The 21,522-nt window shown below is 66.6% G+C and carries 14 protein-coding genes and 3 rRNA genes; 14 read left to right on the forward strand and 3 right to left on the reverse strand.

Translation table 11 applies throughout. The features are described from left to right. Positions 1 to 11: 11 nt before the first annotated feature. From tyrS to CVV72_RS03265, 12 genes are all read left to right on the forward strand, one after another. The gene (gene tyrS, locus CVV72_RS03210) at positions 12 to 1,286 is read left to right on the forward strand and encodes a tyrosine--tRNA ligase (protein WP_219150960.1); all 1,275 of its coding nucleotides are present in this window, start codon (positions 12 to 14) and stop codon (positions 1,284 to 1,286) included. Between the two features lie 365 nt (positions 1,287 to 1,651). Next, positions 1,652 to 3,168: ribosomal RNA gene (locus CVV72_RS03215) — 16S ribosomal RNA — on the forward strand. Positions 3,169 to 3,486: 318 nt separating this feature from the next. Then, positions 3,487 to 6,623: ribosomal RNA gene (locus CVV72_RS03220) — 23S ribosomal RNA — on the forward strand. Positions 6,624 to 6,708: 85 nt separating this feature from the next. Then, a 5S ribosomal RNA gene (gene rrf, locus CVV72_RS03225) occupies positions 6,709 to 6,825 on the forward strand. The 16S, 23S and 5S rRNA genes sit together here, the layout of an rRNA operon. A 163-nt stretch (positions 6,826 to 6,988) precedes the next feature. Then, positions 6,989 to 8,944, forward strand: coding sequence for a hypothetical protein (locus CVV72_RS03230; RefSeq protein WP_219150961.1), 1,956 nt, complete (start codon positions 6,989 to 6,991; stop codon positions 8,942 to 8,944). Continuing rightward, the gene (locus CVV72_RS03235; protein WP_219150962.1) at positions 8,937 to 9,926 is read left to right on the forward strand and encodes an HAD-IIA family hydrolase; all 990 of its coding nucleotides are present in this window, start codon (positions 8,937 to 8,939) and stop codon (positions 9,924 to 9,926) included. Before CVV72_RS03230 ends, CVV72_RS03235 begins: the two co-directional genes overlap by 8 nt. 58 nt (positions 9,927 to 9,984) lie before the next feature. Then, a complete protein-coding gene (locus CVV72_RS03240) occupies positions 9,985 to 10,191 on the forward strand; it encodes a hypothetical protein (protein WP_370641947.1) in 207 nt (68 codons plus the stop codon). Between the two features lie 4 nt (positions 10,192 to 10,195). After that, entirely contained in the window at positions 10,196 to 11,011 is an 816-nt protein-coding gene (locus tag CVV72_RS03245) for a TlyA family RNA methyltransferase (RefSeq protein ID WP_219150963.1), read from the forward strand. Beyond that, on the forward strand, positions 11,008 to 11,919 hold the full coding sequence (locus CVV72_RS03250) for an NAD kinase (protein WP_219150964.1): 912 nt from the start codon (positions 11,008 to 11,010) through the stop codon (positions 11,917 to 11,919). Before CVV72_RS03245 ends, CVV72_RS03250 begins: the two co-directional genes overlap by 4 nt. 104 nt (positions 11,920 to 12,023) lie before the next feature. After that, the gene (recN, locus tag CVV72_RS03255) at positions 12,024 to 13,820 is read left to right on the forward strand and encodes a DNA repair protein RecN (RefSeq protein ID WP_219150965.1); all 1,797 of its coding nucleotides are present in this window, start codon (positions 12,024 to 12,026) and stop codon (positions 13,818 to 13,820) included. 263 nt (positions 13,821 to 14,083) lie between these two features. Further along, the gene (gene steA, locus CVV72_RS03260; RefSeq protein ID WP_034322271.1) at positions 14,084 to 15,268 is read left to right on the forward strand and encodes a putative cytokinetic ring protein SteA; all 1,185 of its coding nucleotides are present in this window, start codon (positions 14,084 to 14,086) and stop codon (positions 15,266 to 15,268) included. Then, the gene (locus tag CVV72_RS03265) at positions 15,265 to 16,212 is read left to right on the forward strand and encodes a copper transporter (RefSeq protein WP_219150966.1); all 948 of its coding nucleotides are present in this window, start codon (positions 15,265 to 15,267) and stop codon (positions 16,210 to 16,212) included. Before steA ends, CVV72_RS03265 begins: the two co-directional genes overlap by 4 nt. Before the next feature lie 20 nt (positions 16,213 to 16,232). On the opposite strand, the gene CVV72_RS03270 is transcribed toward CVV72_RS03265, so the two are convergent. Together CVV72_RS03270 and CVV72_RS03275 are read right to left on the reverse strand one after the other, a co-directional pair. Next, positions 16,233 to 16,976, reverse strand: coding sequence for an aspartate/glutamate racemase family protein (locus CVV72_RS03270; protein ID WP_219150967.1), 744 nt, complete (start codon positions 16,974 to 16,976; stop codon positions 16,233 to 16,235). Then, positions 16,976 to 18,418 carry an NCS1 family nucleobase:cation symporter-1 gene (locus CVV72_RS03275; protein ID WP_219150968.1) on the reverse strand — a complete coding sequence of 481 codons (1,443 nt, stop codon included), beginning with the start codon at positions 18,416 to 18,418 and terminating at the stop codon, positions 16,976 to 16,978. The genes CVV72_RS03270 and CVV72_RS03275 overlap by 1 nt, the downstream gene beginning before the upstream one ends. Positions 18,419 to 18,566: 148 nt before the next feature. On the opposite strand from CVV72_RS03275, the gene CVV72_RS03280 reads away from it, so the two are divergent. Both CVV72_RS03280 and CVV72_RS03285 read left to right on the forward strand, forming a co-directional pair. Continuing rightward, positions 18,567 to 19,244: a GntR family transcriptional regulator gene (locus CVV72_RS03280; protein ID WP_219150969.1), complete on the forward strand. Its 678-nt coding sequence runs from the start codon at positions 18,567 to 18,569 to the stop codon at positions 19,242 to 19,244. A gap of 23 nt (positions 19,245 to 19,267) precedes the next feature. Further along, complete coding sequence (locus CVV72_RS03285; protein ID WP_219150970.1) at positions 19,268 to 20,203, forward strand: aminoglycoside phosphotransferase family protein; 936 nt, start codon at positions 19,268 to 19,270, stop codon at positions 20,201 to 20,203. On the opposite strand, the gene aroA is transcribed toward CVV72_RS03285, so the two are convergent. Beyond that, positions 20,200 to 21,486, reverse strand: coding sequence for a 3-phosphoshikimate 1-carboxyvinyltransferase (gene aroA / locus CVV72_RS03290; RefSeq protein WP_219150971.1), 1,287 nt, complete (start codon positions 21,484 to 21,486; stop codon positions 20,200 to 20,202). The two genes, CVV72_RS03285 and aroA, sit on opposite strands and share 4 nt — an antisense overlap. Positions 21,487 to 21,522 lie beyond the last annotated feature (36 nt).

Genomic DNA, 21,522 nt, shown 5'->3' on the forward strand with positions numbered 1-21,522 from the left:
GATCTACAGGCGTGAGCGAGCACATCCTTGACGAGTTGACCTGGCGCGGCCTGATCGCGCAATCCACCGACATCGACGCACTGCGGCGAGACCTCGACCAAGGACCCCTCACGCTCTATTGCGGATTCGACCCGACCGCGCCCAGCCTGCACGCAGGCAACCTGGTCCCGCTGCTGATGCTCTCCCGTTTCCAGCGGGCCGGTCACCGGCCGATCGTGCTGGCGGGCGTCGCGACCGGGATGATCGGCGACCCGCGCGACACCGGTGAGCGCACACTCAACACGCTGGACACCGTCGCCGAGTGGGCGGACCGGATCCGCGGGCAGCTGGAGCGCTTCGTCGACTTCGACGACTCGCCGACCGGCGCGGTCATCGAGAACAACCTGAACTGGACCGGCAAGCAGACCGTGGTCGAGTTCCTGCGCGACGTCGGCAAGCACTTCCCGGTCAACATGATGCTGAACCGCGAGACGGTGAAGCGCCGCCTCGAGGCCGACGGCATGTCCTACACCGAGTTCAGCTACCTGCTGCTGCAGTCGCAGGACTACCTGCACCTGTACCGCGAGTACGGCTGCAAGCTGCAGATCGGCGGCTCGGACCAGTGGGGAAACCTCGTCGGCGGCGTCGACCTGATCCGCCGGACCGATGGTGGTCACACCCACGCGCTGACCGCACCGCTGGTCACCGACACCGAAGGACGCAAGTTCGGCAAGTCCACCGGTGGCGGCAGTGTCTGGCTCGACCCGGAGATGACCTCGCCGTACGCGTGGTTCCAGTACTTCGTGAACGTCGCCGACGCCGACGTCATCCGCTACCTGCGGATGTTCTCCTTCCTCGGGCAGGAGGAGATCGCGGCACTGGCCGAGGACACCGAACAGCGTCCCCACCTGCGGTCCGCGCAGCGGAAGCTGGCGGAGGACTTCACGACCCTGGTGCACGGCGAAGAGGCGACCCGCCAGGTCATCGCCGCGAGCCAGGCGCTGTTCGGCAGGGGAGAGCTGCGTGAGCTCGACTCGGCGACCCTCGACGCCGCCATGGCCGAGGTCCCCAACGGCGAGGTCGACCCGAACGGCGAGTCGACCATCGTCGACCTGCTGATCGCCGCCGGGCTCGTCGACAGCAAGGGCGCCGCGCGCCGCACCGTCAAGGAAGGCGGCGCGTACGTCAACAACACCAAGATCGCCGACGAGGAGTGGAAGCCGTCCGCGGACGACGCTCTGCACGGCCGCTGGCTCGTGGTTCGCAAGGGCAAGCGCAACGTCGCCGGCGTGCGCGTCGGGGGCTGATCGCGGCCCAGGCCCGAAACAGGGCCCCTGACCTGCGGAAACGCAGTTAAGGTACCCCCCTGTTTCGGGCCCTTCCGGGGCGTGTAAAGTTCTCCAAGTCGCCAGGGAAACCGGGTGGCCGACCGGGACACGAACCAAGCTCTCGCCTCGGAGTTGAAAGACTCAGTGCGATTGAGTGGGTGTCCCACCAAAAACTGCTAGGAATGACTGCTTCGGATAAGGCCGTGTAGCTGCGGTGCGATCTGGGGTGTGTTGCTTGAGAACTCAACAGTGTGCTAGTGAACTAAGCCAGTAGAGCTTATGTATTTGAACCTCGTTTGAGGTTCCTTTGAGAGCAAGTAAATTTGCCTCGATCAAATTTGACATTGTTGGAGAGTTTGATCCTGGCTCAGGACGAACGCTGGCGGCGTGCTTAACACATGCAAGTCGAACGATGAAGCCTTTCGGGGTGGATTAGTGGCGAACGGGTGAGTAACACGTGGGCAATCTGCCCTGTACTTTGGGATAAGCCTGGGAAACTGGGTCTAATACCGGATATGACCGGGCCTCGCATGGGGTTTGGTGGAAAGCTCCGGCGGTACAGGATGAGCCCGCGGCCTATCAGCTTGTTGGTGGGGTAATGGCCTACCAAGGCGACGACGGGTAGCCGGCCTGAGAGGGTGACCGGCCACACTGGGACTGAGACACGGCCCAGACTCCTACGGGAGGCAGCAGTGGGGAATATTGCACAATGGGCGCAAGCCTGATGCAGCGACGCCGCGTGAGGGATGACGGCCTTCGGGTTGTAAACCTCTTTCGCCAGGGACGAAGCGCAAGTGACGGTACCTGGATAAGAAGCACCGGCTAACTACGTGCCAGCAGCCGCGGTAATACGTAGGGTGCGAGCGTTGTCCGGAATTATTGGGCGTAAAGAGCTCGTAGGCGGTTTGTCGCGTCGTTCGTGAAAACTCCACGCTTAACGTGGAGCGTGCGGGCGATACGGGCAGACTTGAGTTCGGTAGGGGAGACTGGAATTCCTGGTGTAGCGGTGAAATGCGCAGATATCAGGAGGAACACCGGTGGCGAAGGCGGGTCTCTGGGCCGATACTGACGCTGAGGAGCGAAAGCGTGGGGAGCGAACAGGATTAGATACCCTGGTAGTCCACGCTGTAAACGTTGGGCGCTAGGTGTGGGCGACATCCACGTTGTCCGTGCCGTAGCTAACGCATTAAGCGCCCCGCCTGGGGAGTACGGCCGCAAGGCTAAAACTCAAAGGAATTGACGGGGGCCCGCACAAGCGGCGGAGCATGTGGATTAATTCGATGCAACGCGAAGAACCTTACCTGGGCTTGACATGCGCCAGACATCCCTAGAGATAGGGCTTCCCTTGTGGTTGGTGTACAGGTGGTGCATGGCTGTCGTCAGCTCGTGTCGTGAGATGTTGGGTTAAGTCCCGCAACGAGCGCAACCCTTATCCTACGTTGCCAGCGCGTGATGGCGGGGACTCGTGGGAGACTGCCGGGGTCAACTCGGAGGAAGGTGGGGATGACGTCAAGTCATCATGCCCCTTATGTCCAGGGCTTCACACATGCTACAATGGCTGGTACAGAGGGCTGCGATACCGCGAGGTGGAGCGAATCCCTTAAAGCCGGTCTCAGTTCGGATCGCAGTCTGCAACTCGACTGCGTGAAGTCGGAGTCGCTAGTAATCGCAGATCAGCAACGCTGCGGTGAATACGTTCCCGGGCCTTGTACACACCGCCCGTCACGTCATGAAAGTCGGTAACACCCGAAGCCCATGGCCCAACTGCTTGCAGAGGGAGTGGTCGAAGGTGGGACTGGCGATTGGGACGAAGTCGTAACAAGGTAGCCGTACCGGAAGGTGCGGCTGGATCACCTCCTTTCTAAGGAGCAACACATCCACCCCGCCGGGATACCCGGAGCAACGGTGGTGGAGTGGGCACGGCTCAACACCCGAATGTGGTGTTGCCGGGCTTGCTCAAGGAATTGTGGAACTACTGGTTATGGTGTCGCCGGCTTCTGCTGGGACGCTCAAGTACTGCATCTTCGGGTGCGTGGAACGGGTGCTTCTGGGGAGTCGGAGGGATTGTTCGCTGGCATGCTGTTGGGTCCTGAGGCAACACGCCGAGGGGCTTACGCCCCGGGACGTTTGTTTCTGGTGTGGTGTTTGAGAACTGTAGAGTGGATGCGAGCATCTTTGTGGTCAAGTTGTTAAGGGCACATGGTGGATGTCTTGGCTTCAGGAGCCGATGAAGGACGTGGGAGGCTGCGATATGCCTCGGGGAGCTGTCAACCGAGCTGTGATCCGAGGATTTCCGAATGGGGAAACCCAGCACCAGTTATGTGGTGTTACCCGCATCTGAATATATAGGGTGTGTGGAGGGAACGCGGGGAAGTGAAACATCTCAGTACCCGTAGGAAGAGAAAACAACCGTGATTCCGTGAGTAGTGGCGAGCGAAAGCGGAAGAGGCTAAACCGTTTATATGTCAAGCTGTCAGGCGTTGTATGAGCGGTGTTGTGGGACCCAGCGTCGAGGATCTGACAGTCCTCGGAATGATCGCGCGTGTTAGTGGAACGTCTTGGGATGGGCGACCGGAGTGGGTGAGAGTCCCGTACGCGAAAACACGTTGTGGATTGTTTGTTTGGTGTTCCCGAGTAGCAGCGAGCTCGTGGAATTTGCTGTGAATCTGCCGGGACCACCCGGTAAGCCTAAATACTTCCTGAAGACCGATAGCGGACTAGTACCGTGAGGGAAAGATGAAAAGTACCCCGGGAGGGGAGTGAAAGAGTACCTGAAACCGTGTGCCTACAAGCCGTCAGAGCCCGAGCACATCCTTGTGATGTTGAGGTGATGGCGTGCCTTTTGAAGAATGAGCCTGCGAGTTAGTGCTGCGTGGCGAGGTTAACCCGTGTGGGGTAGCCGTAGCGAAAGCGAGTCTGAATAGGGCGATTGAGTCGCGTGGTCTAGACCCGAAGCGGAGTGATCTACCCATGGCCAGGCTGAAGCGTCGGTAAGACGACGTGGAGGGCCGAACCCACTTAGGTTGAAAACTGAGGGGATGAGCTGTGGGTAGGGGTGAAAGGCCAATCAAACTCCGTGATAGCTGGTTCTCCCCGAAATGCATTTAGGTGCAGCGTCACATGTTTCTCCACGGGGGTAGAGCTACTGGATGGTCTAGGGGCCTTACCGGGTTACCGAAATCAACCAAACTCCGAATACCGTGGTGTGAGAGTGTGGCAGTGAGACGGCGGGGGATAAGCTTCGTCGTCGAGAGGGAAACAGCCCAGAACACCAGCTAAGGCCCCTAAGTGTGTGCTCAGTGGGAAAGGATGTGGGATTGCCCAGACAACCAGGAGGTTGGCTTAGAAGCAGCCACCCTTGAAAGAGTGCGTAATAGCTCACTGGTCAAGTGGTCCTGCGCCGACAATGTAGCGGGGCTTAAGCACACCGCCGAAGCTGTGTCATTCATACATGTACATCCATCACCTCCTTGAGAGTGTGATGCAGTGGTATGGATGGGTAGGGGAGCGTCCTGCATCCAGGGAAGCGGCGGCGGAAGCCAGTCGTGGAGGGTGTGGGAGTGAGAATGCAGGCATGAGTAGCGAATGCAGAGTGAGAAACTCTGCCGCCGGATGACCAAGGGTTCCTGGGCCAGGCTAATCCGCCCAGGGTAAGTCGGGACCTAAGGCGAGGCCGACAGGCGTAGTCGATGGATAACGGGTTGATATTCCCGTACCCGAGCACGTGCGCCCAGGATGAGGCGGTTGATACTAACCACCCAAAGCCGGTTACCGATGTCTTCGGACGGAGGTTTCTGTGTGGAGCGTGGGATCTGATTCCGTAGTAGTCGAGTGATGGGGTGACGCAGGAAGGTAGCTCCGCCAGTGAGTGGTAGTACTGGTGTAAGCGTGTAGACCGAGTGGTAGGCAAATCCGCCGCTCATCAAGGTTGAGACGTGATGCGTAGCCGATTGAGGCGAAGTAGAGTGATCCTATGCTGCCGAGAAAAGCCTCTAGCGAGTGCGTGCACGGCCCGTACCCCAAACCAACACAGGTGGTCAGGTAGAGAATACTAAGGCGATCGGGTGAACTGTGGTTAAGGAACTCGGCAAAATGCCCCCGTAACTTCGGGAGAAGGGGGGCCAAACACTCTGAAGTCCCTTGCGGACTAGGGGTGGGTGGCCGCAGAGACCAGCGGAAAGCGACTGTTTACTAAAAACACAGGTCCATGCGAAGTCGCAAGACGATGTATATGGACTGACGCCTGCCCGGTGCTGGAACGTTAAGAGGACCGGTTAACCCTTCGGGGTGAAGCTGAGAATTTAAGCGCCAGTAAACGGCGGTGGTAACTATAACCATCCTAAGGTAGCGAAATTCCTTGTCGGGTAAGTTCCGACCTGCACGAATGGCGTAACGACTTTCCGGCTGTCTCAACCACAGGCCCGGCGAAATTGCACTACGAGTAAAGATGCTCGTTACGCGCGGCAGGACGGAAAGACCCCGGGACCTTTACTATAGTTTGGTATTGGTTTTCGGTTCGGCTTGTGTAGGATAGGTGGGAGACTGTGAAGCTGGCACGCTAGTGTTGGTGGAGTCGTTGTTGAAATACCACTCTGGTCGGATTGGGAATCTGAACCTCGGACCATGATCTGGTTCAGGGACAGTGCCTGATGGGTAGTTTAACTGGGGCGGTTGCCTCCTAAAGAGTAACGGAGGCGCCCAAAGGTTCCCTCAGCCTGGTTGGCAATCAGGTGTTGAGTGCAAGTGCACAAGGGAGCTTGACTGTGAGACAGACATGTCGAGCAGGGACGAAAGTCGGGACTAGTGATCCGGCACCACCTGGTGGAAGGGGTGTCGCTCAACGGATAAAAGGTACCCCGGGGATAACAGGCTGATCTTGCCCAAGAGTCCATATCGACGGCATGGTTTGGCACCTCGATGTCGGCTCGTCGCATCCTGGGGCCGGAGTAGGTCCCAAGGGTTGGGCTGTTCGCCCATTAAAGCGGCACGCGAGCTGGGTTTAGAACGTCGTGAGACAGTTCGGTCCCTATCCGCCGCGCGCGTAGGATACTTGAGGAAGGCTGTCCCTAGTACGAGAGGACCGGGACGGACGAACCTCTGGTATGCCAGTTGTCACGCCAGTGGCATGGCTGGTTGGCCACGTTCGGAAGGGATAACCGCTGAAGGCATCTAAGCGGGAAGCCTGTTCCAAGATGAGGTATCCCACCCCTTGTGGGTTAAGGCCCCCAACAGACCATTGGGTTGATAGGCCAGAAATGGAAGCACAGTAATGTGTTGTCGAGTTGACTGGTACTAATAGGCCGAGGACTTGCCCACAAAGATGTTACGCATCCACTCTGCAGCTCTGAAACACCACACAACCACACACAATGTGTGAGCGTGTGTGGGTGTTTCATAGTGTTTCGGTGGTTATAGCGTCAGGGAAACGCCCGGTCCCATTCCGAACCCGGAAGCTAAGCCTGACAGCGCCGATGGTACTGCAACCGAAGGGTTGTGGGAGAGTAGGACACCGCCGGACTAACTTCAGGACAGGGTCCTGACCAGGGTTGAGAACCCCAACAGGTTCTCCCCGGTCAGGGCCCTGTCTCTTTTCATGTCCATGGACCGACTAGAATGGTCCGTTGGCCCACCTGACGGGTGGGCGCAAGTGTCGAAACTTTTCAATAGTGGCAGGAGGCCAGGTGTCCGAGTTCGGTCGACGTGACTCAGATGATGGCGCGTCCGGCCGGTCGGGTCGCCGGGACGACAGTCCCCGCGGAGGCCGGTCTGACGCGCAGCGAGGTGACCGGCGCGGTTCCGCCGGCGGACGGCAGGACCGGGGCGGCCGCGATGGTGGCTACCAGGGCCGCCCGCGCAGGGACGACCGTGGAGCCCGCGGTTCCGGGAGCAGCTACTCCGGCAAACCCGCGCGCAGCGGCGACGGCCCCCGTGACCAGCGCCCCGGTGGCAGCCGATTCGCAGGCCAGGGACGCGACGAGAACCGCCCCCGCTACACCAGCGACGACCGGTCCGGCGGCCGCGACAACGACCGTCGTGGCGGCTTCCGCTCCGACGACCGGCGCGACAACCGCGACTTCAAGGGCGGTGACCGCGGCGGTTACCGCTCGGACAGCCGCGACAGCCGTGGCGGCGACCGCGGTGGATATCGCGGTGGTGACAACCGGGACAACCGTGGCGGAGACAGCCGCGGCGGTTACCGCTCGGACAACCGGGGTGGCGACAGCCGCGGCGGTTACCGGTCCGACAGCCGTGGCGGCGATCGCGGTGGTTACCGCGGCGGCGACAACCGGGACAACCGCGGCAGTGACAGTCGTGGCAACGACAACCGCGGCAGTGACAACCGCGGCAGTGACAACCGCGGTGGCTACCGGTCCGAGAACAGGGGCGGCTACCGCTCGTCCGACAGCCGTCCTGAGCGCCGTTACGACAACCGCTCGGACAACCGTTCCGAGGGCCGGTACGAGAAGCGCTCCGACAGCCGTCCGGCCCGTTCCGGCTACGGCTCGGACAACCGCGGCCGTTCCGACGACCGCCCGTCCGGCAACCGTTACGAGGGACGCCCCCAGGGCAAGTCCTACGGCGACCGCGACGACCGGCGTCCGTCCCACGGCGACCGCGACAACCGTGGCGGCGACAAGTCCTATCGCGACCGTGACGATCGTGGCGGTTCCCGTTCCGGCGGGTACAACGGTGACCGGCGCGGCTCGTCCTCGGGCGACCGTCGTCCCAGCGGTGGTGGCTACGAGCGCAAGTCCTACGGCGACCGTGACAACCGCGGGGACCGTCGCCCGTCCGGCGACCGCCCGGAGAAGCGTTACGACGACAAGCGCGGCGACTCCCGTGGTGGATTCGACCGCAAGCGCGACGACCGTCCCCAGCGCGACCGGTCCGAAGGCCGCAAGGACTTCCGCTCATCGCCGCGTACCGAGGACAGGCCGGTCGACGACGAGACCTTGGCGCGCGAGCTGCTCGAGGCTCCCGAGCTGCCCGAAGGCATCGAGTTCTCCGACCTCGACGAAGAGGTCCGCCGGGAACTCCGCACCCTGCCCAAGGCACTCGCGGAGACCGTCGGCAAGCACCTGGTCGCGGCCGGTGGCCTCGTCGACGAGGATCCCGAAGCCGCGATGGAGCACGCCAAGTACGCGAAGGCCAAGGCATCGCGGGTCCCGATCGTCCGTGAGGCGCTCGGCCTGGTCGCTTACCACGCGGGCAACTGGTCCGAGGCGCTGTCCGAGCTGCGGGCCGTCCGCCGGATGACCCGGGCCGACGACCACATCGCGATCATCGCCGACGCCGAGCGCGCCATCGGCCGGCCGGAGCGCGCGCTCGACCTCGCGAAGGAGGTCGACAAGGAGCGCCTGTCCAAGGCGACTCAGATCGAACTCGCGATCGTCGCGGCGGGCGCGCGACGTGACCTCGGCCAGCTGGACGCCGCCGTCGTCTCCCTGCAGGGTGACGACCTCAAGGCGGAGAAGCGCGACCCCTGGAGCGCCCGGCTGTTCTACGCCTACGCCGACAACCTCGCCGCCGCCGACCGCAAGGACGAGGCGATCCGCTGGTTCCTGAACGCGGCAGAGGCCGACGAGGAGGACGAGACCGACGCCGCCGAGCGCGCCGCGGAGCTCACGAATGGCTGACGCCCTGTCGGCCGGATACGACGCGGTCCTGTTCGACCTCGACGGCACGGTCTATCACGGCACCGAAGTGGTCCCGGGCGCACCGGAAGCGCTTCGGGCGCTTCGGGACCACGGCACGGCCGTCCGGTGGGTGACCAACAACGCCTCCAAGGCACCCGCGGAGGTCTCCGCGCACCTGGAGGCACTCGGACTGCCCGCCACCCCCGAAGAGGTCCACACGAGCTCTCAGGCCGCCGCCGCCCTGCTGGGTGAGCGGTTGCCTCAGGGCGCGGTGGTCCTCGTCGTGGGTACGGATTCGCTGGCCGCCGAGGTCGAGTCCGCCGGCCTGCTGACGGTCCGGGAAGCCGGTCCGGACGTGGCCGCGGTGGTGCAAGGGCACTCGCCGCAGAACACCTGGGCGGCCCTCGCGGAGGCGTGTCTCGCCATCCGCGCGGGCGCGCTCTGGGTGGCGACGAACGTCGACGCGACCCTGCCCAGCGAACGTGGTCTGCTGCCGGGCAACGGATCGATGGTGGCCGCGTTGCGCCACGCCACCGGCGTCGAGCCGTTGGTGGCGGGCAAGCCGGCGCCGGGGCTGTTCACGACGGCGGCGCGGGACGCGGGCGCGGAACGTGCCCTCGTCGTGGGCGACCGGCTCGACACCGATATCGAGGGCGCGGTCGCGGCCGGGATCGACGCGCTCTGCGTCCTGACCGGCGTCGCCGACGCGGCGTCCCTGATCTCGGCGAGGCCCGAGGAGCGTCCGCGCTACCTCGCGTGGGACCTGTCCGGCCTGAGCAGCCGGGCGGATCTTCTCGAAATCGGGCTCAAGGACGGCTGGCGTGTCACCGCACAGGGTGACGTCCTCGAAGCCGATGGTGAAGGCGACTCCCTCGACCTGTTGCGCGCGTTGTGCGCGGCGGCCTGGGACTCGGGGATCACCGAGGTCCGTGGTGTGGGCGACACCGCCCGCGCCGCGCTCGCCGAGCTGCGCCTCGGCTGACCAGCGCTGCTAACTTGGTGGGGTGCAAGACCACTTCCACCCCGTGCCGCGACCGCCGGTGCCGGGCCCTCCGCCGGTGCCCGGGCCTCCGGCGGTCCATGCGGATCAGTACACGCAGCAGGACACGGATCCCCGAGCCGGGATCGACGAAGCCGTGGCGGGTCTCGACGACCTCGCCGCGCTTCCGCTCTCGGAGCACGTCGACCGGTTCGAGGCCGTGCACACCGAGCTGACGGTGGCGCTGTCCACCATCGACAAGGTCTGACCGCGTGCCCAAACGCGCCCGTCTGGACGCGGAGCTCGTCCGGCGGGGACTCGCCCGATCCCGGGAGCAGGCGTCGGCGCTGATCGCCGAAGGCAAGGTCACCGTGCGCGGCATGGTGGCCACCAAACCCGCGACCGGGGTCGAGTCCGGCGCGCCGATCGTGGTGCGCGACGGCGACGATCCGGGCTGGGCGTCGCGCGGCGCGCACAAACTGCTCGGCGCGCTCGAAGCCTTCACCCCGCAAGGTCTTTCCACCGAGGGAAAACGCTGCCTCGACGCGGGCGCCTCGACCGGTGGCTTCACCGATGTCCTGCTGCGCAACGGCGCCGCCACGGTGATCGCGGCCGACGTCGGCCGCGGCCTGCTGGACTGGCGCCTGCGCACCGACGACCGGGTGGTCGTCCTGGACAAGACGAACGTCCGCAACCTGACCCCGGAAGACCTCGGCGGGCAGGTCGACCTCGTGGTCGGGGACCTCTCGTTCATCTCGCTCAAACTCGTGCTGCCCGCGCTGGCCGCCTGCGCGCGGGACGGCGCGGATCTGGTGCCGATGGTGAAACCGCAGTTCGAGGTCGGTAAGGACCGGCTCGGCAGCGGCGGCGTCGTCCGCGATCCGGAACTGCGCGCCGAATCGGTGCTCGGTGTGCTGGCCGAGGCCGAGAAGCTGGACCTGAGCCTGCGCGGTGTCGTGGCGAGCCCGCTTCCCGGGCCGTCGGGCAACGTCGAATATTTCGTCTGGCTTACCCGCGGGGCGGGGGAGACCGCCGGCACCGACGCCGAGCGGCTCGTCCGGACCGCAGTCCTGGAGGGACCCCAATGAGCGATCGCGAGGTGCTGCTCGTCGTGCACCCGGACCGGGACGCGACCCGGGACGCGGCACGCGAGGTTTCGGCCCGTTTCGCCAAGGCGGGTGTACGGCTTCGGGTCCTCGACGAAGACGTCCGGGAGATGCTGGAAGCCGATGGCGGGATCGGCGCGCCCTGCACGGTCATGGCACCGGAGCAGGACCCCGCCGCCGGCACCGAGCTGGTGTTCGTGCTCGGCGGCGACGGCACCCTGCTGCGGGCCGCGGAACTGGCGAGGCCGAACGGCGTCCCGGTCCTCGGCGTGAACCTCGGCCGGGTCGGCTTCCTGGCGGAGGCCGATTCGGACAAGCTCGCCGACACCGTCCAGCGTGCCGTCGACGGCGACTACCAGGTCGAAGAGCGGATGACCGTCGACGTCGTCGTGACCGTCGACGGTGAGGAGACCGTCCACACCTGGGCGCTCAACGAGGCCAGTGTCGAGAAGAGCTCACGTGAGCGCGTCCTGGACGCACTCATCGAGGTCGACGGAAGGCCGGTGTCGTCCTTCGGCTGCGACGGCGTCCTGTGCGCCACTCCGACCGGCTCGACGGCGTACGCGTTCTCCGCGGGCGGGCCGATCATCTGGCCGGACGTCCAGGCCCTGCTGGTGGTCCCGAGCAACGCGCACGCGATGTTCTCCCGGCCGCTGGTCGTCTCGCGTGATTCGGAGATCACCGTCGCCATCGATCCGGACGGTTCGCCCGCCGTCCTGACCTGCGACGGATCGCGGACCTTCGATCTTCCCGCCGGCGCGGCCGTGCGGGTCACCTGCGGCCGGGTGCCGGTGCGCCTGGTCCGGTTGTGGGAAGGCCCGTTCACCGACCGGCTGGTGCACAAGTTCTCGTTGCCGATCAAGGGCTGGCGGGAGCGACACGCCCGCTGACGGATGTCGTGAAAGGGCCTTTGAAGACAACTTTCGTCGTCAAGGCCCCTTTCATGACGTGCCGGGTGCGGGAATGGTCGGGGTGGGCCGCTACGGTGGGCGTCGTGCTGGCCGAGATGCGCATCCAGGGCCTCGGAGTCATCGAGGACGCCCTGCTGGAACTGCACGCGGGCTTCACCGTCGTCACCGGTGAGACGGGTGCGGGCAAGACCATGGTCGTCAGCGGGTTGCACCTGCTCTCCGGCGGCCGAGCCGAAGTGTCCAAGGTGCGGACGGGAATGCTGAAGGCCTTCGTGGAAGGCCGATTCGAGCTGGGCGGTGCCGAGGGTGCCACCCGGATCGTCACCGACGCCGGGGCGGAGGTCGACGAGGACGGCAGCGTCATCGCGCTGCGCGCGGTCTCGGTCGACGGCCGGTCCCGTGCCCACCTCGGTGGCCGGTCGGTGCCGGTCGGGGTACTGGCCGACCTGTCCGAACAACTGATCGCCGTCCACGGGCAGAACGATCAGCTGCGGCTGCTGCGGCCCGCCGAGCAGCGCGCGGTGATCGACCGGTTCGCCGGTGAGGCCGTCACCGAACCGCTCGAGCGATACCGCGCGGTCCGGGACGAGTGGCTCGCCGTCGTCGCCGAACTGACCGAGCGCTCCACCCGTTCCCGCGAGATGGCGCAGCAGGCCGATCTGTTGCGCCACGGCCTCGCCGAGATCGACGCCGTCGCGCCGGAACCCGGCGAGGACACGGAGCTCACGGAACAGATCAAACGGCTCGCCGCGGTCGACGAGCTGCGGTCGGCGGCCGGCGCGGCGCACGCGGCCGTCGCCGGTTCACCGGACGGGGATCCGGACGTACCCGGCGCGCTGGGGCTGATCGGGGAGGCGAGCCGCCACCTGACGGGTTCCGAAGACGCCGTGCTGCGTGACCTCGGGCCGCGGCTGGACGAGGCTTCGGTGCTGCTGTCCGAAGTGGGCACCGAGCTGGGCAGCTACCTCGAAACGCTCGACGCCGACCCGGCGCTCCTGGAGAAGGTGCTCGCGCGCCAGGCGGATCTGAAGCGGCTCACGCGCAAATACGCGGCCGATGTGGACGGTGTGCTCGCGTGGGCCGAAGACGCCCGCCGCCGGATGTCCACGATGGACACCTCCGAAGAGGCGCTGGCCGAACTGGCCAAGCGCCGCGACGAACTCGCCGTCAAGCTGGCGGAACACGCGCTCACGCTGTCGGAGGCTCGGGTCGAGGCCGCCGCCGAACTCGCCGAGGCGATCACCGCCGAGATGTCCGGGCTCGCCATGGGGCAGGCCGAGATCGAGATCACCGTCGAGCGGCGCACCGTGGAAGAGAGCGACACGCACGCGGTGAAGGTCGACGGCAGGCTCGTGCACGCCGGGCCCGACGGTGTCGACGATGTCGAGCTGCTGCTGCGGGCGCACAACGGCGCGCCGCCGCTTCCGGTGCACAAGGCCGCTTCCGGTGGTGAGCTTTCCCGCGTGATGCTGGCGATCGAGGTCGTCCTCGCGCACGCGGACACCGTGCAGACACTGGTGTTCGACGAGGTCGACGCCGGGGTCGGCGGCCGGGCCGCGGTCGAGATCGGCAGGCGGCTCGCGCGGCTCGCGCGCAGTCACCAGGTCCTGGTGGTCACGCACCTGCCGCAGGTGGCCGCGTTCGCCGACCAGCATCTGGTGGTGGACAAGGGCACCAGCGGCGGGGTGACGCGCAGTGGTGTGCGCGTGCTCGAACAATCCGAGCGTGTCGTCGAGCTCGCCCGCATGCTCGCCGGAATGGAAAGCACCGAGACCGGCCGGGCGCACGCGGAGGAATTGCTCGCCGTGGCCGAGGCCGACAAGAGCGCGCCGGACAAGCCCAAAGCCCGTCGCGGGGGGAAGCGGAAGAAGGCGAAGTAAGCTCCGTCTGCGTGAGTCCGTGAAGGCCTCCTTCCCTACCTTCAGGGTAGTGAAGGAGGCCTTCACTACTTCTCTCGCTCTGGCCGGGGCGAGGTACTCGGAAGAGTGTTGCGAAAGCCACTTTCGCAACACTGAGGGTTGCGAAAGTGGCTTTCGCAACGTTCGTCGCGGGAGGCCGCGGCCGAACCGGTGTGGGTTAATCGGCGTGTTTCCATCGGCGTGGCGGACACGGAAGGCCGCGCGAATTTGTCACTATCGGTCGCATGAAGCTCACCGGCTTGCTCTCGCGTAACCAAGAGACCCTCCCCGGGATCACCGGCGTCGCCAGGGTCGACCGGCGTACGCGCGAGCTGCTCCGACGGCTGAGCCCCGGCGACATCGTCGTCCTCGACCAGCTCGACCTGGACCGGTCGACGGCCGATGCCTTGGTGGAGGCCGAAGTCGCGGCGGTGGTGAACGCCTCGCCGTCGATCTCCGGCCGTTTCCCCAATCTGGGCCCGGAGATCCTGCTGGAGGCCGGGATCCCGCTCGTCGATTCGGTCGGCGGCGAGCTGCTGCGCAAGGTCAAGGACGGCACGAAACTCCGCCTGCACGAAGGCGTCGTCTACATCGGTGAGCGGCAGCTCGGCTCGGGTGTCCAGCAGACGCGGGAGAGCGTCGCGGACCAGATGATCGAGGCCAAGGCCGGGATGTCCACCCAGCTCGAGGCGTTCTCCGCGAACACGATCGAATTCCTCCGCCGGGAGCGCAGCCTCATCCTCGACGGTGTCGGTGTCCCGGAGATCCGGGTTCCGCTCAAGGACCGGCACGCCCTCGTGGTCGCGGGCGGCAACGGGCACGCCGAAGACCTCAAGAAGCTGAAGAAGTACATCGGCGAGCACCGGCCGGTGCTGATCGGTGTCGACGCCGGGGCCGACACCCTGCGCGCGCAGGGGTACCAGCCGGACGTCATCGTCGGCGACCCGCACGGGATCGGCGCGGAGACGCTGCGGAGCGGTGGTGAGGTCGTGGTGCCGGCGCAACCGGACGGGCACGCGCCGGGTGTCGAGCGCATCCAGGACCTCGGGATCGGCGCGGTCACCTTCCCCGCGACGGGCAACGCCGAGGACCTGGCGCTGCTGCTGGCCGACGCGCACGAGGCGAGCCTGGTGGTCACCGTCGGTTTCCAGGCGACGCTGCGGGAGTTCCTCGACCACGGCCGGTCCGGCTCGAACCCGTCGACGTTCCTCACCCGGCTCAAGCTCGGCACGAAACTGGTCGACGGCAAGGCGGTCGCGACCCTGCACCGCAGCCGGGTGTCCATCGGCGCCATCGTCCTGCTGGTCGTCGCGACCCTGGTTGCCGTAGCGGCCGCACTGCTGGTGTCCGACGTGGGTTCGGTCTATCTCGACTGGATCCGCGACACCTGGAACTCGTTCATCGCCTGGGGCAAGGGACTCTTCACGTGATTTCACTGCGGTACCACATCGTTTCCATCGCCGCCTGCTTCCTGGCGCTCGCCCTCGGAGTGGTGCTCGGGTCCACGGCGCTGAACGGTGCCCTGCTCTCCGGTCTCGCCGGCCAGAAGGAGGATCTGGGTTCCCAGGTCGCGGATCTGGAGGCACAGCGCAACACGCTCAACGCCAGGCTCGGTGACGCGGACGCGTTCGCCGGCGCGATGGGGCCGAAGGTCGTCGCCGGGCAGCTGGACAAGCGTTCGGTGGTGCTGGTGACCACCGAGGACGCGAAGCCCGCGGACCGCGACGCGCTCAAGCAGCTCGTCGGTCAGGCCGGCGCCGCCGTCACCGGGGAGATCCAGCTGACCGAGGCGTTCTCCGACCCGATGCGGTCCGATCAGCTGCGCGACGTCGTTTCCCGGCTCCAGCCCGCCGGTGTCCAGTTCCCGACCGCGGGCGACCCGGGCACCCTCGCGGGCGCTCTGCTCGGCTCGGTGGCGTTGCTGAACAAGGACAACGCGCAGCCGCAGTCCACACCGGTGGAGCTGGCGGCCGCGCTCGGCGGGCTCACCGACGGCGGTTTCCTCAAGACCGGCGGGGAGGTGAAGCCCGCGCAGCTCGCGATCGTGCTCACCGGTACCAAGTACACCGGGGACGGCGCCGGTGACCGTGCCTCGACCATCGCGCGGTTCGCCGCGCAGCTGGACCGTTCCGGCGCGGGCACCGTCCTGGCCGGTGACGCGGGATCCGCCGACGGCACCGGCGCGATCGGCGTCGTCCGCGCCGACACCTCGTCGACCTCGATCCTGTCTACTGTGGACAATGCGGAGACCGCGGCGGGCCGGGTCACCACGATCTTGGCGCTGCGCGAACAGCTCGAAGGCGGCGCGGGCCGCTACGGTATCGCGGGTAACGCCCAGGCTCCGGCCCCCGGTATCGCGGCCGACGGCAACTAGCCTCCATCGCAATTCGTCATCTACTTGCGATCGTGGCCATCGCAAGTAGGTGACGAATTGCGGGGCCAGAGGCGGGTTTTGGGAAGCGGGCGGGCGTAGGAGCCGGCCCGGCTGGTCTTGAGGCCGAGAGCGACCAGGGATTCGGCCAGCCGGACCGCCGCCGCGACGCCGTCGATCACCGGGATGTCCAGCATCGCCGAGATGCGGCGATCGAGGCCGGTCATCCCCGCGCAGCCGAGGACGAGGACCTCCGCTCCCGCGTCGCGGGCGCGCCGTCCGGCGGTCAGCAGCGCCGATTCCGTCCGGCGTTCATCGGACAGTTCGAGGACGCCGAGCCCGGCACCGAGGACGCCGACGCAGTTCCGCGCGACGCCCGCGGCGTGCAGGCTGTCTTCGATGAGCCCGCACGTCCGGTCCAATGTGGTCACGACGCCGTAGCGTCTTCCCAGCAGACAGGCCAGATGCGCGGCGGCCTCGGTGATGTCGACGACCGGGACGTCGAGCAGTTCCCGGGCGCCTTCCCGGCCGTGCTCGCCGAAACCGGCCATCACGAGCGCGTCGAACGGCTCGTCCAGCCCGTCGAGCAGGTCGAGGACGGCCGCGGCGCTGAGGAAGCTGTCCAGCCAGCCTTCCGCGGATTCCGGGCCCCACGACGGGGTTCTGGCCAGGATCTCGGTGCCGGGGCTCGCCGCGGCGCGGGCGCCCGCCTCGATCTCCTTGGTCATCGCCTCGGTGGTGTTGCAGTTGGTGACCAGGATCCGCATCACGCGGCCCGCTGCTTCCGCGTCACGGCGAAGTACAGCGCCGCCGCCGAATCGGTGCCGATGAACCACGAGTACGGCGCGGCGGGGGCGAAGAACGGCACCAGCGCGATGATCGCGGACAACGCCGCCGTGGGCAGAAAGGTGATCATCGCCTTCGGGTTGAACCCGCGTTTGTAGTGGTACGGCGAATCGGGTCCGGCGACGAACAGCTTGCCGACGTCGATCCGGCCGCGTTTCACCAGGTAGTAGTCGACGATCATGATGCCGAACAGCGGGCCGAGGAAGGCCCCGAGGCCGCCGAGGAAGTAGTTGACCACCGCGGGGGAGGAGTACAGCTTCCACGGCAGCACGCACAACGCCGCGACGGCGCTGATCATCCCGCCGATGGTGAAGGTGATCCGTTTCGGCCAGATGTTGGCCAGGTCGTAGGCGGGCGAAACGAAGTTCGCGACGATGTTCACGCCCATGGTGGCGATCGCGAAGGTCAGCGCTCCGATGATCAACACGGGGGTGTTGTCGATGCGGGCCAGCAGTTCGGCCGGGTCGGTGATGGCTTCGCCGAACACCTGGAGACTGCCCGCGGTCACCAGGACCGACAGCAGCGCGAACGCCGTCGAGTTGATCGGCAGGCCCCAGAAGTTGCCGCGCCGCACCGTTTTCTGGTTGGGGGCGAACCGGGAGAAGTCGCAGAAGTTGAGCATCAGGGTGCCGTAGATGGACAGGATCAGGCCGACGGCGCCGAACCACTGCCGCACTTGCTCCCCTGTGGACAGTGCCTTCGGGTTGCTCGTCAAGGAGATGTTCCAGTCGGCGGCGGCCAGGATCCACACCGCGAGCGCGATCATCACGACCCAGATACCGGGACCGCACCAGTCCTGGAACTTGCGCACGGCTTCCATGCCGCGGGTGAGCACGAGCGCCTGCGCGAGCCACAACGCGAGGAAGCAGATCCAGCCGAGGGCGTGCAGGCCGAGGAAACCCACCTCTGTCAACGGTTTCAGGCCCGGATCGATCGCGAGCACAAGCAGCGTGATGGCCACGGACGCGAGATAGGTCTGGATGCCGTACCAGAAGATCGCGATGATCGCGCGAATCAACGCCGGCAGGTTCGCGCCGAAAGTGCCAAAACTGATGCGGGCGACCACGGGGAAGGGGACGCCGGTCTTCTGGCCGATCCGGCCCATCAGGTTCATGCCGAAGTAGATGAGCACGAAACCGGTCAGCAGCGCGGTGAACACCTGCCAGGCCGAGAGCCCGAGGACGAACAGGCCCGCCGCGAAGGTGTAGTTGCCCAGGTTGTGCACGTCCGACATCCACAGCGCGAAGATGTCGTAGACCTTCCAGCGGCGTTCTTTCGCCGGGGCGAGATCTTCGTTCCAGAGCCGGGGATCGGCGTTCTCGGTGGTAGGCGCTTCGGACCGGGTTGCTGGGGCGGCGGTCATGCGGGCCTCCGATCGACGGGGACGTCCGGTCGATTTGGTATCCCAAAATTTGGCATCCCAAATATCACCTCGCGGTGGCCCGCCGTCAAGGTTTCTGCCGATAAACTCGGTGTTACAAGCTGTTACAGCGGTGGTGAAGGGGGCTCAGGTGGCCGAGGAAGGACCGCGTCAGCCGCTGGCCGCGACCCGGCAGCGGGTCCGCGACGAGCTGCGTGAACGTATCCTCGCCGGACGGCTGAAGCCAGGGGACCGGCTGGTCGAACGCGAGCTCGCCGAGGACCTCGGAGTCTCGCGGGTCCCGGTGCGCGAGGCCATCCGCAGCCTGGAGGCCGAAGGGTTCCTCGCCGTCCAGTCGCCGCGGCGCATCGTCGTGCGCCAGCTGGCCAAGGCCGACGTCGAGGAGCTGTTCGACGTCCGCGAGGCGCTCGAAGGGCTCGCCGCCGGGCTGGCCGCCGAACGTGCGGGCAAACCGGGGCTCCGCGCGCTCGAACGGCTGCTCGCCGAAGCCGCCCGCGCGACCGAAAGCGGTGACCCGGCCCGGATCACCTCGCTCAACACCCGCTTCCACGATCAGATCGTCGCGCTCGCCGGCAACGGGTTGCTGCACGAGATCCTCCGCCCGCTCGAGGGCAGGCTGCGCTGGCTGACCAGCCAGAACGAGCACTGGGGTGAACTGCTCGACGAGCACCGCCGCCTCTACGACGCGATCGCCTCGGGCGACGCCGACCGCGCGCGGGCCCACGCCGTCGAGCATGTGCGGGTGAACCGGGAGGTCACGCTGAAGGCGCTGTTCCCCGAAGATGACGGAGAACGCTCCGCCGGGTGAAGCGGACATGTCAGACTCGCGGCATGATCACCGACGAACAACGGGCCGCCCGCACCGCGCGGGCGGTGGCCGCCGCGGTTTCCGCGGGACGCGACCTCGGCATCGCCGTCACCGAACCCGAGGTCCTGTACGACGTTTTCTCCGTCATCGTGCGGCTGGCGCCTTCACCGGTCGTCGTGCGCGTGCCGACCGTGCTGCCGCGCACGACCACACTGGAGACGCAGCTGACCGACCAGCGACGCGAACTCGCCGTCGCCGTCTGGCTCGGCGAGAAGGGGCTTCCGGTCGTCAAGCCGAGCCCGCTGGTGCCGGCGGAACCCGTGCAGCGCGACGGTTTCTCGATGACCTTCTGGGAACTCATCGAGTTCGTCGAGGACGCGAACCTCGCCGTCGAGCACTCGGCGAAGCTCGTCGCGAAGCTGCACGCCGCGCTCCGTGACTATCCCGGCGACCTGGCGTTCCTGAACGGTCTCGACCCGTTCATCCCCGACGGCCTCGCCCAGCTCGAAAGGCGGCCGGACCTGCTCGACGCGGGCGACCTCGACCGCGCCCGCCGCGAATGGGAGATCTTCCGGCCGATGCTGGCCTCGGAAGAGGCGTTCGCCGAGGCGTTCCCCGGGGCCACCGTCCAGCCGGTCCACGGTGACGCGCCGGGTTACAACCTGATCGTCACCACCGAAGGCGAGTTGTACTCCGACTTCGAACTCGTCAACCGCGGTCCGATCGAACGCGACCTCGCCTTCAACGGTCCCGAAGGCGTCGCGGCCTACAACGCCGCGGCCGCGGAACTCGGACTGCGCAAGGTCGACGAAGGCGTCCTTCGAACCTTCGAAGCGCTGGGCCTGCTTCAGGTGGTCGCGTGCCTGTCGATGGCGCCCGAACTCCCGATGCTGGTGGACGGCATGAAACCGATGATCGACCAGTGGCGGGCGACCCCGTTCGCGGGCGGGCTCGCTTAGCCGAGCATCGAGGTCCAGGCTTCGGCGAATCCGGGGAAGGTCTTCCCGACCGTCCCCGGGTTCTCCACCTCGACCCCTTCGACCTTCAGGCCGAGCACCGCGGCGGCCATCACCAGCCGGTGGTCGTCGTAGGTGCGGAACTTCCCGCCGTGCAGCGGCGCAGGCGTGATCCGCAGCCCGTCCTCGGTCTCGCGGACGTCGCCGCCCAGCGACGACAGTTCGGTGGCGAGCGCGGTCAGCCGGTCGGTCTCGTGGCCGCGAAGATGCGCCACCCCGGAGATGACCGACGGTCCCTCGGCGAAGCACAGCAGCGCCGCGATCACCGGCGTCAGCTCGCCGACGTCGTGCAGGTCCAGCTCGACGCCGGGAATCGTGCCGCTGCCGGTGACCGTCAGGCCCGCCGCGTCGAGTTCGGCGGTGGCACCCAGGACGGGCGCCAGGCTGCGCAGCCAGTCCCCGGGCTGTGTCGTCCGCTGCGGCCAGCCCGCGACGCGCACCGTGCCGCCGGTCGCGATCGCGGCGGCGACGAACGGCGCCGCCGTCGAAAGATCCGGCTCGACGATGTACTCGGGGCAGGAAAGCCGTGTCGGTGCGACGTGGAACTCGGCGCCCTCCCGGTCCACAGTGGCCCCGAACCGGCGGAGCATCTCGACGGTCATCGCGATATGCGGCTCGCTCGGCACCTGGCCGCCCACGAGGCGCACGGTGACACCCTGCTGGAACGACGGCCCGGCGAGCAGCAGCGCGGACAGGAACTGGCTCGACGCCGAGGCGTCCAGGTCGACCCTGCCGCCCCGCAAGCCGCCTTCGCCGTGGACGGTGAAGGGCGGCGCGTCGCGGCGGTCGTCGTCGATGCGGGCGCCGAGATCGCGCAACGCCTTCAGCAGCGGCCCGATCGGACGGCGGCGGATGGCCTCGTCGCCGTCGAACAGCGCCGGGCCGGTGCCCAGGGCGGCGAGCGCGGGGGTGAACCGGGCGACCGTGCCCGCGTTGCCGAGTTCGACCCGGACTGTCTCGTCGGGATGGACGCGGCCGGGACCGAGCGGGTGCACGAGGTAGCCGCCGATGCTGCCCTGCGAGTGGGCGCCGAGGGCGTAGATGGCGCCGAGCATCAGGCGCGCGTCCCGGGAGTCGAGCGGGGTCCGCACCCGCGTCGGCGCGCTGGCGAGCGCGGCGAGGACGTAGGCCCGGTTGGTGATCGACTTCGAACCGGGGACACGGATGTCCGCGTCGAGCGGGCCTTCCGCGACCGGTGCGGTCCAGGTGTCGTGCGCGTCTGTCACGTCGCGAGGGTAGCGGTTTTCCACTCCATCGGACGC

This window comes from Amycolatopsis sp. TNS106 (assembly GCF_019330265.1).
Classification (GTDB): Bacteria; Actinomycetota; Actinomycetes; order Mycobacteriales; family Pseudonocardiaceae; genus Amycolatopsis; species Amycolatopsis lurida.

Excerpts from the sequence above, each read along its gene's own strand:
- CVV72_RS03270 (WP_219150967.1), bottom strand. The coding sequence starts at position 16,976 with ATGCGGATCCTGGTCACCAACTGCAACACCACCGAGGCGATGACCAAG.
- steA (WP_034322271.1), top strand. The coding sequence starts at position 14,084 with ATGAAGCTCACCGGCTTGCTCTCGCGTAACCAAGAGACCCTCCCCGGG.
- CVV72_RS03285 (WP_219150970.1), top strand. The coding sequence starts at position 19,268 with ATGATCACCGACGAACAACGGGCCGCCCGCACCGCGCGGGCGGTGGCC.
- CVV72_RS03275 (WP_219150968.1), bottom strand. The coding sequence starts at position 18,418 with ATGACCGCCGCCCCAGCAACCCGGTCCGAAGCGCCTACCACCGAGAAC.
- CVV72_RS03235 (WP_219150962.1), top strand. The coding sequence starts at position 8,937 with ATGGCTGACGCCCTGTCGGCCGGATACGACGCGGTCCTGTTCGACCTC.
- CVV72_RS03250 (WP_219150964.1), top strand. The coding sequence starts at position 11,008 with ATGAGCGATCGCGAGGTGCTGCTCGTCGTGCACCCGGACCGGGACGCG.